Origin of the sequence: Streptomyces monticola (assembly GCF_042665355.1) — a bacterium.
GTDB lineage: Bacteria > Actinomycetota > Actinomycetes > Streptomycetales > Streptomycetaceae > Streptomyces > Streptomyces monticola.
In genome coordinates this window covers 127,272-140,436 of the sequence record NZ_JBHTCF010000005.1, presented here as the reverse complement: position 1 = coordinate 140,436, position 13,165 = coordinate 127,272, and the positions used below count along the sequence as shown (strand labels likewise).

Genomic DNA, 13,165 nt, shown 5'->3' with positions numbered 1-13,165 from the left:
CATTAACGTCGGTCGTACGGGCAAGGGGGCTCGAGTCGATGCAGCAGGCACCGGAGCTACACAGTGCGGCGGACCCCGCGTCCGCCGTCTGGCGGGCCAATGAGGAGGCCCATCAGGCGCTCTCCGATGAGCTGCGCGAGAAGCTCGCCGTGGCCAAGGCGGGCGGCGGCGAGAAGGCCAGGGCCCGGCACGTGGCGCGCGGCAAGCTGCTGCCGCGCGAGCGGGTCGACACCCTCCTGGACCCCGGCTCGCCCTTCCTGGAGCTGGCACCGCTCGCGGCGGACGGGATGTACGGCGGGGACGCGCCGGCGGCCGGAGTGATCGCCGGCATCGGCCGGGTCTCGGGCCGCGAGTGCGTGATCGTCGCCAATGACGCCACGGTCAAGGGCGGCACCTACTACCCGATGACGGTCAAGAAGCATCTGCGCGCGCAGGCGGTGGCGCTCGAAAACCGCCTCCCTTGTATCTACTTGGTCGATTCCGGCGGCGCCTTCCTGCCCATGCAGGACGAGGTCTTCCCCGACCGCGAGCACTTCGGGCGGATCTTCTACAACCAGGCGCGGATGTCGGGCGCGGGCATTCCGCAGATCGCGGCCGTCATGGGCTCGTGCACGGCGGGCGGCGCCTATGTGCCCGCGATGAGCGACGAAGCGGTGATCGTCCGGGGCCAGGGCACGATCTTCCTGGGCGGCCCCCCGCTGGTGAAGGCCGCGACCGGCGAGGTGGTGACCGCCGAGGAGCTCGGCGGCGGTGAGGTGCACTCCCGTGTCTCGGGCGTCACGGACCACCTCGCGGAGGACGACGCCCACGCCCTGCGCATCGTGCGGAACATCACGGCGACGCTCCCGGAGCGCGGCGCGCTCCCCTGGTCCGTGACGCCCGCCGAAGAGCCGAAGGTCGACCCGCAGGGGCTGTACGGCGCGGTGCCGGTCGACTCCCGCACCCCCTATGACGTCCGCGAGGTCATCGCGCGCGTGGTGGACGGCTCCCGCTTCCAGGAGTTCAAGGCGGAGTACGGCACGACACTGGTCACCGGCTTCGCCCGGATCCACGGCCACCCCGTGGGCATCGTCGCCAACAACGGCATCCTGTTCTCCGAATCCGCCCAGAAGGGCGCCCACTTCATCGAGCTGTGCGACCAGCGCGGCATCCCGCTGCTGTTCCTGCAGAACATCTCGGGCTTCATGGTGGGCCGTGACTATGAGGCGGGCGGTATCGCCAAGCACGGCGCCAAGATGGTCACGGCGGTGGCCTGCGCACGCGTGCCGAAGCTGACGGTCGTGATCGGCGGTTCGTACGGCGCGGGCAACTATTCGATGTGCGGCCGGGCCTACTCCCCGCGGTTCCTGTGGATGTGGCCGGGCGCCAAGATCTCCGTGATGGGCGGCGAGCAGGCCGCCTCGGTGCTCGCGACGGTCAAGCGGGACCAGCTGGAGGCGCGCGGGGAATCCTGGGAGGCCGAGGAGGAAGAGGCCTTCAAGACGCCGATCCGCGCGCAGTACGAGTCGCAGGGAAATGCCTACTACGCGACGGCACGCCTCTGGGACGACGGCGTGATCGACCCGCTGGAGACCCGCCAGGTGCTCGGTCTGGCCCTGACCGCCTGTGCCAATGCCCCCCTGCCGCAGAAGGACGACGCGGCGCCCGGCTTCGGCGTCTTCCGGATGTGAGGGACCCCATGACACCCGAGTCGATGAAACCCACGCCGAGCACGTCGACGCCCCCCACGCCGGGGACGCCGATGACACCCACGCCGATGCCCCCTACGCCGAGGACACAGCCGCCGATGTTCGACACCGTCCTTGTCGCCAACCGCGGCGAGATCGCCGTCCGCGTCATCCGTACGCTGCGGGCCCTGGGCGTGCGCTCGGTGGCCGTCTTCAGTGACGCGGACGCCGACGCCCGCCATGTGCGCGAGGCGGACACGGCGGTGCGTATCGGCCCCGCGCCCGCCGGTGAGAGCTATCTGTCGGTGGAGCGGCTGCTCGAAGCCGCCGCCCGCACCGGCGCCCAGGCCGTCCACCCCGGCTACGGCTTCCTCGCGGAGAACGCCGCCTTCGCGCGTGCCTGCGCCCAGGCAGGCCTCGTCTTCATCGGGCCGCCGGCCGAAGCCATCTCCCTCATGGGCGACAAGATCCGCGCCAAGGAGACGGTCAAGGCGGCCGGGGTCCCGGTGGTGCCCGGCTCCTCCGGCAGCGGCCTGTCCGATGACGAACTGGCGGCGGCGGCACGGGAGATCGGTATGCCGGTGCTCCTGAAGCCGTCCGCGGGCGGCGGCGGCAAGGGCATGCGCCTGACCCGTGTGGAGTCGGCGCTCCTGGAAGAGATCGCGGCCGCCAGGCGCGAGGCGCGGGCCTCCTTCGGCGACGACACCCTGCTCGTCGAGCGCTGGATCGACCGTCCCCGGCACATCGAGATCCAGGTACTCGCGGACGGCCACGGCCAGGTCATCCACCTCGGGGAGCGCGAGTGCTCCCTGCAGCGCCGCCACCAGAAGATCATCGAAGAGGCGCCGTCCGTCCTGCTCGACGAGGCCACCCGCGCGGCGATGGGCGAGGCAGCGGTCCAGGCCGCGCGCTCCTGCGGATACGTGGGCGCGGGCACCGTCGAGTTCATCGTGCCCGGCGGCGACCCCTCCTCGTACTACTTCATGGAGATGAACACCCGCCTCCAGGTGGAGCACCCGGTGACGGAGCTGGTCACCGGGCTCGACCTGGTGGAGTGGCAGCTGCGGGTCGCCGCCGGCGAGCAACTGCCGTACGCGCAGGAGGACATCAGCCTCACGGGACACGCCGTGGAGGCACGTATCTGCGCCGAGGACCCTTCCCGTGGCTTTCTGCCGTCCGGCGGCACGGTCCTCGCGCTGCGCGAGCCGCAAGGGGACGGGGTGCGCACCGACTCGGGCCTGTCCGAGGGCACGGAGGTCGGCAGTCTCTACGACCCGATGCTGTCCAAGGTCATCGCCTATGGCCCGGACCGCGCGTCGGCTCTGCGCAAGCTCCGGTCCGCCCTCGCGGAGACGGTGACGCTCGGCGTGCCCACCAATGCGGGCTTTCTGCGCCGGCTGCTCGCCCACCCGGACGTCGTCGCCGGGGACCTGGACACGGGCCTCGTCGAGCGCGAGGCGGACGGCCTGGTGGACGCGACGGTGCCGGCCGAGGTGTACGAAGCGGCCGCCGCGGCGCGCCTCGCGGACCTGGCCCCCGCGGGTGCGGGCGTGGCCCCCGCGGGCGCGGGCCCGGCTCCCGCGGGTGCGGGCCCGGCTCCCGCGGGTGACGGCTGGGTCGACCCGTTCTCCGTGCCGAGCGGCTGGCGGCTCGGCGGCACGCCACGACCGGTCGCCTTCGACCTGCGGGTGCCGGGGCTCGAACCCGTCACTCATGAGGTACGCGACAGGGGCGCCCACCGCGTCACGGCGGACCGTGTCTCGGTCACCGTGGACGGCGTCGTGCACACCTTCCACCGGGCCGGCGACTGGCTCGGACGCGACGGCGACGCCTGGCATGTGCAGCCGCACGACCCCGTCGAGGCCTCCCTCAGCGGCAGCGCGCACGCCGGGGCGGACGCCCTGACCGCGCCCATGCCCGGCACCGTCACGGTGGTGAAGGTCGCCGTGGGGGACGAAGTGGACGCCGGGCAGAGCCTGTTGGTCGTGGAGGCGATGAAGATGGAGCACGTCATCTCCGCGCCGCACGCCGGCACCGTCACCGAACTCGACATCACCCCGGGCACCACCGTCGCGATGGACCAGGTGCTCGCCGTGGTCGCACCTCACGCGGGCGCGGACGAGCACGCGGGGGCGGGCCAGGGCGAGCGCGGGGAGGGCCAGAGGTGACCGAGACCAGCACCGGCCACGACAGCATCGGGCCCGGCACCGGCGACAGCGCGCGCACCGGCACCAGCACCAGCACCGGCGACAGCGGCACCGCGCGCGGCCCCGCCGCGCTCCCCATGGTCGTACCCGCCGCGGGCCTGCCGCCCCGGGTGCGGATCCACGAGGTCGGTGCGCGCGACGGCCTGCAGAACGAAAAGGGCACGGTCCCCACCGAGGTCAAGGCGGAGTTCATCCACCGCCTCGCCGCGAGCGGTCTGACCACCATCGAGGCGACCAGCTTCGTCCACCCCAAGTGGGTGCCCCAACTCGCCGACGCCGAGGCGCTGTTCCCGCTCCTCACCGATATCTCCGGCAGCTCCGATATCTCCGGCGGCTCCGGCAGCTCCGGCAGCTCCGGCAGCTCCGGCAGCTCCGGCAGCTCCGGCAGCTCCGGCAGCTCCGGCGGCTCCGGCGGCTCCGGCACCGAGGGCGTGCACCTGCCGGTCCTGGTGCCGAACGAGCGGGGCCTCGACCGGGCCCTGGAGCTCGGCGCCCGCCGGATCGCCGTGTTCGGCTCGGCCACCGAGACCTTCGCCGCCCGCAATCTCAACCGCACGGTGGACGAGTCCCTGGCCATGTTCGAGCCGGTCGTCGCGCGGGCCAAGGACGCCGGTGTCCATGTGCGCGGCTATCTGTCGATGTGCTTCGGCGACCCCTGGGAGGGCCCGGTCCCGGTGCATCAAGTGGTACGCGTGGCCAAGGCGTTGAGGGATCTGGGCTGCGACGAGCTGAGCCTCGGCGACACCATCGGCGTGGCGACGCCGGGCCATGTCCTCGCCCTGCTCGCCGCGCTGAACGAAGCGGGGGTGGGCACCGACACCATCGGCGTCCACTTCCACGACACCTACGGCCAGGCGCTCGCCAACACCCTGGCCGCCCTGCAGCACGGAGTGACCACCGTGGACGCGTCGGCGGGCGGCCTCGGCGGCTGCCCGTACGCGAAGAGCGCCACGGGGAACCTCGCCACCGAAGACCTCGTATGGATGCTCCACGGCCTCGGCATCGAGACCGGAGTCGATCTGGCGGAGCTCACCGCGACCAGCGTGTGGCTCGCCGGACACCTGGGGCGGCCGAGCCCCTCCCGCACCGTCCGCGCCCTCAGCGGGGCCGAGGCCGAGGCACCGGACCGCTCCCACGAGGACCGGCCCCACAAGGACCCGTCCCCCACCGGCATGTCCCACAAAGACACCTCCTCCACCGACCCGTCCCACAAGGAGTGACCACGATGTCCCTTGACCACCGGCTCTCCGCCGAGCACGAGGAACTCCGCCGCACGGTCGAGGAGTTCGCGCACGACGTCGTCGCCCCCAAGATCGGGGACTTCTACGAGCGCCATGAGTTCCCCTACGAGATCGTCCGCGAGATGGGCCGCATGGGCCTGTTCGGGCTGCCCTTCCCCGAGGAGTACGGCGGCATGGGCGGCGACTATCTCGCGCTCGGTATCGCCCTGGAGGAGCTGGCCCGGGTGGACTCCTCGGTGGCGATCACCCTGGAGGCCGGGGTCTCGCTCGGCGCGATGCCGCTCTACCGCTTCGGCACGGAGGAGCAGAAGCAGCAGTGGCTGCCGCGGATGTGCGCGGGTGAGGTCCTGGGCGCCTTCGGCCTGACGGAGCCGGAGTGCGGTTCGGACGCGGGCGGCACCCGGACGACGGCGGTGCGGGACGGCGACGACTGGGTGATCAACGGCACGAAGTGCTTCATCACCAACTCCGGTACGGACATCACGGGTCTGGTGACGGTGACCGCGGTGACCGGCCGCACCGACGCCGGCAAGCCGCTGATCTCCGCCATCCTCGTGCCGTCGGGCACCCCCGGTTTCACGGTCGCGGCACCGTACTCGAAGGTCGGCTGGAACGCCTCGGACACCAGGGAGCTGTCCTTCTCGGACGTGCGGGTGCCGGTGGCGAACCTCGTGGGCGAGGAAGGCCGGGGCTACGCACAATTCCTGCGCACCCTGGACGAGGGCCGGGTCGCCATCGCCGCGCTCGCGACGGGTCTCGCGCAGGGCTGTGTCGACGAGTCCCTGAAGTACGCCAAGGAGCGGCACGCCTTCGGCCGCCCGATCGGGGACAACCAGGCGATCCAGTTCAAGCTGGCGGACATGGAGATGAAGGCCCACACCTCCCGTCTCGCCTGGCGCGACGCGGCGTCCCGCCTGGTGACGGGCGAGCCCTTCAAGAAGGAGGCGGCCCTCGCGAAGCTGTACTCGTCGACGGTGGCGGTGGACAACGCCCGCGAGGCGACGCAGATCCACGGCGGGTACGGCTTCATGAACGAGTTCCCGGTGGCCCGGATGTGGCGCGACTCCAAGATCCTGGAGATCGGTGAGGGCACGAGTGAGGTGCAGCGCATGCTGATCGCCCGGGAACTCGGCCTGAGGGCGAGCTGAGGCCGGGACGGCGGGGCCGGTGGCCCTGGACTGCGGAGCCCGGAGCCCTGGAGTGCGGGGCCCGGGTCCCTCGACTGCGGGCCGAGCCTGAGGCCCGGAGCCCGGGGCCCTGGAGTGCGGGGCCCGGGGCCCTCGACTGCGGGCCGAGCGCGGGGCCGGGGCCCTGGAGTGCGGGCCCGGGTCCCTCGACTGCGGGCCGAGCCTGAGGCCCGGGGCCCTGGAGTACGGGGCCGGGGCCCTGGAGTGCGGGCCCGGGTCCCTCGACTGCGGGCCGAGCCTGAGGCCCGGAGCCCGGGGCCCGGGGGCCCTGGACGGCAGGGCGTTAGGTTAGGTTAACCTAACGCCCAGATTCGGCCAGTGGCCCCCGCCGCCCCGCAAGAAAGCAGAGACCACCATGCCCAGTTCCCGAGCCACCCTCCTCTCCCGCCGCGGCCTGCTCGCCGCAGGCGGTGCCGTCGGCCTCGGCGCCTTCCTCGTGGCCTGCGGGGACAAAAAGGCGGACGGCTCGGACACCACCGCGGGCGACAAGGGCCCCTGGTCCTTCAAGGACGACCGCGGCACCACGGCCAAGGCGGACGCGACCCCGAAGAACATCGTGGCGTTCACCGGCACCGCCGCCGCCCTGTTCGACTACGGCATCACGGTCAAGGGCGTCTTCGGCCCGACGAAGACCAAGGACGGCAAGCCCGATGTCCAGGCCGGCGACATGGACATCTCCAAGCTGGAGATCCTGGGCAACGAGTGGGGACAGTTCAACGTCGAGAAGTACGCCTCCCTCGCCCCCGAGCTGCTCGTCACGGACATGTGGCTCAAGGACGCCCTCTGGTACATCCCGGACGAGTCCAAGGACAAGATCCTGAAGCTGGCGCCCAGCGTCGCCCTGTGGGCCGGTGAGACCTCCATGCCCAAGGCCCTGCAGCGCCGCGCCGACCTCGCCGAGTCCCTGGGCGCCGACCTCAAGGCCAAGAAGGTCACGGACGCCAAGGACCGGTTCGAGAAGGCCTCCGCGCGGCTGCGCCAGGCCGCCAAGGCGCACCCGGACATCAAGGTCATGATCGGTTCGGCCAGTGCCGATCTGTTCTATGTCTCGCTCGCGAAGATGTCCGCCGACACCCGCTACTTCGAGGAGCTCGGCGTCAAGTTCATCCAGCCGAAGGTGAACGCGCAGGGCTTCTTCGAGGAGCTCAGCTGGGAGAACGTCGACAAGTACGGCGCGGACGTCATCATGATGGACAACCGCACCTCGGCCCTGCAGCCCGACGCCCTCGACAAGTCCAAGCCCACCTGGAAGCGGCTGCCCGCCGTGAAGGCCGGCCAGGTCATCCCCCGCGTCACGGAGCCGATCTACTCCTACGACAAGTGCACCCCCATCCTCGAGGACCTCGCGAAGGCGATCGAGGACGCCAAGAAGGTCGCCAAGTGACGGCGCCCTTCGGGCTGTTCGACCTGGAGGTGACCGGGGTGGCGCGGCTTTCGCCGTCCCTTGTCCGGGTCACCTTCACCGGCCCCGGCCTTGGCGCGTTCGCGGCGGGCGGGCGCGACCAGAGCCTCTCGCTCTTCCTGCCGCACCCCGGGCAGCCGGAGCCGGTCCTGCCGCCGGCCGACCAGGACCAGTCGGCCTGGTACGCGGCGTATCGCGCCCTGCCGGACGACGTCCGCGCGGTGATGCGCTCGTACACCGTCCGCGAGCAGCGCCGCAGCCCCGCCGAAGAGGTGGACATCGACTTCGCGGTGCACCCGGACGGCGGCCCGGCCTGCGCCTGGGCCGAACAGGCCGCGCCCGGTGACCGGGTGACGGTGCTCGGCCCCGCGGTCGCCGACAACTCGGGCGTACGGTTCCGGCTTCCGGAAGCCGCCGACTGGGTGCTGATCTGGGCCGACGAGACGGCCCTTCCCGCGGCGGCGGCGATCCTGGAGTGGCTCCCGGCGGGCACCAAGGCGAAGGTGTGGCTCGAAGTCCCCTGCGCCGAGGACATGCTGGAGCTGAAGACCGCGGCGGAGGTGGAGACGTCCTGGCTGGTGCGCGCGGCGGGAGACGCCTCCGGCGCCCATCGCACCGAGCGCGCCGTGGAAGCGGTGCGGGCCGCGGAGCTGCCGCAGGGCACGCCGTACTGCTGGATCGCGGGCGAGGCCGGAACCGTGAAGGCGCTGCGACGCCATCTGGTCAACGAGCGCGGCTTCGACCGCCGTTCGGTGACGTTCACCGGGTACTGGCGCCTCGGCGCGAGCGAGGACAGGCTCCGCGAGGAGCCGGTCGCCGAGGACCAGTAGCCGCAACGCCCAACTCCGGCACCCGACTCCGGCACCCGGTTCCCGACTCCGGCACCCGACTCCCGTGCCCTATGAGCCCGATGCCCCCGTACGACGGTCCGTGCGGGGGCATCGTCATGCCGCCCGCGCGGAATGTCAGAGCGCGTGCGCCCCACGTCCGCCCTCGTGCGCTCGCCTTTGATATCTGTGCGCTCCCTGTGAACCAGGAGCTTTAGGTTAGGCTAACCTAAGCTCACTGCCCCAGAGCTGTATCTGCCCACAGAGGTGCAGCTCGACGTCCCCTTTTGGGAGGACCGTTCATGAGTCTCCTCGCGCCCAGGTCTCATCTGCTCAACGGCCTGAACGCGGAGGCCTACCGCCGCTGCATCGCCGAAGGCGCCGACCGTGTCGCGACCCAACTCGCCACCACCGAGCACCCGTTCACCGGCATCTCCCCCCAGCGGCTCGCCCCTGCCATCGATCGTGTGGATCTGGACCGCCCGCTGCACGACCCGTCCGCCGCTCTGGACGAACTCGAAGAGACCTATCTGCGCGACGCCGTCTACTTCCACCACCCGCGCTATCTCGCCCATCTCAACTGCCCGGTCGTCATCCCGGCGGTGCTCGGCGAGGCCGTACTCAGCGCGGTCAACTCCTCGCTCGACACCTGGGACCAGTCGGCCGGCGCCACCCTCATAGAGCGCCGCCTCATCGACTGGACGGCCGAGCGCATCGGACTCGGCCCCGCCGCCGACGGCATCTTCACCAGCGGCGGCACGCAGTCCAATCTCCAGGCCCTGCTCCTTGCGCGGGAGGAGTCCAAGGACGCCGGAGAGCTCGGCAAACTCCGGGTGTTCGCCTCCGAGTGCAGCCACTTCAGCGTGCAGAAGTCGGCCAAACTGCTCGGCCTGTCCCCCGACTCCGTGGTGTCGGTGCCCTGCGACAACACCAAGCGGATGCGCACCGCAGCCCTCGCCCGTGAGCTGGAGCGCTGCGTACGCGAGGGGTTCACGCCCATGGCCGTCGTCGCCACCGCGGGCACCACCGACTTCGGCTCCATCGACCCGCTGCCGGAGATCGCCGAGCTCACCGAGCGGTACGACACCTGGCTGCACGTGGATGCCGCGTACGGCTGCGGACTGCTCGTCTCGCACAAGAACCGGCACCTCCTGGACGGTCTGGAGCGAGCCGACTCGGTCACCGTCGACTACCACAAGTCCTTCTTCCAGCCCGTGAGTTCCTCGGCGATCCTGGTGCGCGACCGGGCCACCCTGCGGCACGCGACGTATCACGCCGACTACCTCAACCCGCGGCGCACCGTCGAGGAGCGCATACCCAACCAGGTCGACAAGTCCCTGCAGACCACCCGCCGTTTCGACGCCCTGAAGCTGTGGATGACGCTGCGCGTGATGGGCGCCGACGGGATCGGTGAGCTCTTCGACGAGGTCTGTGCGCTCGCCTCCGACGGCTGGCGGATGCTCGCCCTCGACCCGCGCTTCGACGTGGTCGTGGAGCCGCAGCTGTCCACCCTCGTCTTCCGCTACATCCCCGCCGATGTCACCGAGCCGACCCATATCGACCGCGCCAACCTCTATGCCCGTAAGGCCCTGTTCGCCTCCGGAGACGCGATCGTGGCCGGCACCAAGGCGGGCGGCCGGCACTACCTGAAGTTCACGCTGCTCAACCCCGAGACGACCATCGCCGATATCGCCGCAGTCCTCGATCTGATCGCGGACCACGCCGAGCAGTACCTGGGAGACACCCTTGTCCGCGCCTCTTGAGACCACCACCGCGCCTCGTGAGAGCAGCCGTGTGTACGACCTCATCGGTATCGGGCTCGGCCCCTTCAACCTCGGCCTCGCCTGTCTGACCGAGCCGCTCGACGAGCTCGACGCGCTCTTCCTCGACTCCAAGCCGGACTTCGACTGGCACTCCGGGATGTTCCTCGAAGGCGCGCATCTGCAGACGCCGTTCATGTCGGACCTGGTCACCCTCGCCGATCCGACCTCGCCGTACTCCTTCCTCAAGTACCTGAAGGAATCGGGACGGCTCTACTCGTTCTACATCCGCGAGAACTTCTATCCGCTGCGCACCGAGTACAACGACTACTGCCGCTGGGCGGCGGCCCAGCTCACCTCCGTGCGCTTCAGCACGACCGTCACCGAGGTCACGTACGACGAGGCCGACGAGGTCTACACCGTGCGCACCGCCGCCGGTGAGACCCACCGGGCGAAGCGCCTCGTCCTCGGCACGGGCACCCCGCCGTACATCCCGGAGGCCTGTGCGGATCTGGGCGGTGACTTCATCCACAACTCCCGCTATGTGCACAGCAAGCAGGAGCTGCAGGCCAAGGAGTCGGTCACCCTGGTCGGCAGCGGGCAGAGCGCCGCGGAGATCTACTACGACCTGCTCGGCGAGATCGATGTGCACGGCTACCGGCTCAACTGGGTCACGCGCTCACCCCGCTTCTTCCCCCTCGAGTACACCAAGCTCACCCTAGAGATGACCTCGCCGGAGTACGTCGACTACTTCCACGCGCTGCCCGAACAGACCCGCTACCACCTGGAGAAGCAGCAGAAGGGCCTGTTCAAGGGCATCGACGGGGATCTGGTCGACGCGATCTTCGATCTGCTCTACGAGAAGAACGTCAAGGGCCCGGTGCCGACCCGCCTGATGACGAACACCGCCCTGACCACGGCGGTCCACGAGGACGGCGAGTACGTCCTCGGCCTGCGCCAGGAGGAGCAGGGCGAGGAGTTCGAGCTGCGCACGCAGGGCCTGATACTCGCCACCGGCTATCGCTACCGGACGCCCGAGTTCCTCGAACCGGTCCGCGACCGGCTGCGCTTCGACGGCAACGGACGCTTCGACGTGGCCCGCAACTACAGCATCGACACCACCGGGCGCGGCGTCTACCTGCAGAACTCCGGAGTACACACCCACTCCATCACCAGCCCGGACCTGGGCATGGGCGCCTACCGCAACTCGTACATCATCGCCGAACTCCTGGGCCGCGAGGTCTACCCGGTCGAGAAGGCCATCGCCTTCCAGGAGTTCGCGGCACCGAAGGGCACCGTCTCATGAGCCTCGCCACCCCTCACGAGCTCCGCGACCTCTCCCCCGACAGCCCCGGAGCCTCCGCAGCCGCCGTCCTGAGCGCCGAGAACCCCTCGCCAGAGCTGCTCGACCAGCTGCTCACCCGGCAGGAACGACGTGAGTCGGCGGCCCGCACCTATGCCCGCACGCTGCCCGTGGCCCCCGTGCGCGCGGCCGGTGCGCAGGTCGTCGGGGCCGACGGGCGCACCTATCTCGACTGTCTGTCGGGCGCGGGCACGCTCGCCCTCGGCCACAACCACCCGGAGGTCGTCGCCGCCCTCCAGGCCGACCTGGCCTCAGGGGTGCCGCTGCACGCCCTGGACATGATCACGCCCCAGAAGGACGCGTTCAGCGAGGAGTTGCTGGCCCGCCTTCCCGGCGCGCTGCGCGGTGACGCCCGGCTGCACTTCTGCGGGCCCGCCGGCACCGACGCGGTCGAGGCGGCCCTGAAGCTGGCCCAGACGGCCACCGGGCGGCGCGGCATCGTGGCGTTCACCGGTGCGTACCACGGCATGACGCTGGGTGCCTCGGCCGTGTCCGGGCCCGCGCGGATGCGGTCCATGGTCGGCGCGGACTCCGTGCCGGTGACCCGGATCCCGTATCCCTACTCCTACCGCTGCCCGTTCGGCACCGGCGCCCCGCAGTCCGGCGAGCTGTCGGCGCGGCTCCTGGAGAGCATGCTCACCGACCCCAGCAGCGGTATCGGCAAACCGGCCGCCGTGATCCTTGAGGTCGTCCAGGGCGAGGGCGGAGTGGTCGAGGGACCGGACAGCTGGCTGCGCGAGATCCGCCGGATCACCGCCCAGCACGATGTCCTCCTGATCATCGACGAGGTTCAGACCGGCGTCGGCCGCACCGGACACTTCTGGGCCTGCGAGCAGGCCGGGGTCACCCCGGACATCCTGGTCATGTCGAAGGCGGTCGGCGGCGGTCTGCCGCTCGCGGTCCTCGCCTACCTGCCCGACCTGGACAGCTGGCTGCCCGGCGACCACACCGGCACCTTCCGCGGCAACACCCTCGCGATGACCGCCGGCCGCATCACCCTGCGCACCGTCGCCGAGCAGCGCCTCGACCGGCGCGCCGGGCAGCTGGGCGCGCGGCTGCGCCAGGGCCTCTCCGAAATCGCCCTGGAACAGCCGCAGTTCGGCGAGGTACGGGGCCGCGGCCTGATGACCGGCGTCGAACTGGTCGACCCGGACGGCGACCTGGACCGTCTCGGCTCGCTCCCCGCCGCCCCCGCCTTCGCCGCCGCTCTGCGTTCGGCCTGCCTGGAGCAGGGCCTGATGCTGGAGCTCGGCGGCCGTGAGGACAGCGTTCTGCGGCTGCTTCCGCCGCTCGTCCTTTCGGACGCGGAGCTGGACGCCGTCCTGGAGCGGATCGCGACGGCCGTACGTTCCGTGAAGTCGCGGCCGCAGGCGCAGAAGCCATCGCAGGAGCAGCCGCAGCCCAAGCCGGAGCCGCAGGGCCGCCCTCAGCCCGAGTCCCAGCCGCAGGCAGAGCCGAAGCCCCAGCCCAAGCCCCAGTCGAAGACCAACTCGCCGGAGCGTGCCGCGTGA

The 13,165-nt window shown here is 71.0% G+C and carries 8 protein-coding genes and 1 pseudogene; all 9 read left to right on the top strand.

Features of this window, described 5'->3' with window-relative positions:
• The first annotated feature begins 38 nt into the window (after positions 1 to 38).
• The 9 genes and pseudogenes from ACFQVC_RS14365 to ACFQVC_RS14325 all read left to right on the top strand — a co-directional run bounded on the left by ACFQVC_RS14365 (position 39) and on the right by ACFQVC_RS14325 (position 13,165).
• A complete protein-coding gene (locus ACFQVC_RS14365; RefSeq protein ID WP_381830764.1) occupies positions 39 to 1,670 on the top strand; it encodes a carboxyl transferase domain-containing protein in 1,632 nt (543 codons plus the stop codon).
• A gap of 116 nt (positions 1,671 to 1,786) precedes the next feature.
• A complete protein-coding gene (locus ACFQVC_RS14360) occupies positions 1,787 to 3,835 on the top strand; it encodes an acetyl/propionyl/methylcrotonyl-CoA carboxylase subunit alpha (RefSeq protein WP_381830763.1) in 2,049 nt (682 codons plus the stop codon).
• Between the two features lie 116 nt (positions 3,836 to 3,951).
• Positions 3,952 to 4,986, top strand: a pseudogene (locus ACFQVC_RS14355) (hydroxymethylglutaryl-CoA lyase); the annotation flags it as partial.
• Positions 4,987 to 5,099: 113 nt separating this feature from the next.
• The gene (locus tag ACFQVC_RS14350; protein WP_381830762.1) at positions 5,100 to 6,263 is read left to right on the top strand and encodes an acyl-CoA dehydrogenase family protein; all 1,164 of its coding nucleotides are present in this window, start codon (positions 5,100 to 5,102) and stop codon (positions 6,261 to 6,263) included.
• A gap of 394 nt (positions 6,264 to 6,657) precedes the next feature.
• On the top strand, positions 6,658 to 7,686 hold the full coding sequence (locus ACFQVC_RS14345; RefSeq protein WP_381830761.1) for an ABC transporter substrate-binding protein: 1,029 nt from the start codon (positions 6,658 to 6,660) through the stop codon (positions 7,684 to 7,686).
• On the top strand, positions 7,683 to 8,534 hold the full coding sequence (locus tag ACFQVC_RS14340) for a siderophore-interacting protein (protein ID WP_381830760.1): 852 nt from the start codon (positions 7,683 to 7,685) through the stop codon (positions 8,532 to 8,534). The genes ACFQVC_RS14345 and ACFQVC_RS14340 overlap by 4 nt, the downstream gene beginning before the upstream one ends.
• 299 nt (positions 8,535 to 8,833) lie before the next feature.
• Positions 8,834 to 10,294 (top strand): pyridoxal phosphate-dependent decarboxylase family protein, encoded by a 1,461-nt coding sequence (locus ACFQVC_RS14335; protein WP_381830759.1) that lies wholly within the window; start codon positions 8,834 to 8,836, stop codon positions 10,292 to 10,294.
• Positions 10,278 to 11,597, top strand: a complete 1,320-nt coding sequence (locus ACFQVC_RS14330; protein WP_381830758.1) for a lysine N(6)-hydroxylase/L-ornithine N(5)-oxygenase family protein — start codon at positions 10,278 to 10,280, stop codon at positions 11,595 to 11,597. Before ACFQVC_RS14335 ends, ACFQVC_RS14330 begins: the two co-directional genes overlap by 17 nt.
• Entirely contained in the window at positions 11,594 to 13,165 is a 1,572-nt protein-coding gene (locus ACFQVC_RS14325; RefSeq protein ID WP_381830757.1) for a diaminobutyrate--2-oxoglutarate transaminase family protein, read from the top strand. The genes ACFQVC_RS14330 and ACFQVC_RS14325 overlap by 4 nt, the downstream gene beginning before the upstream one ends.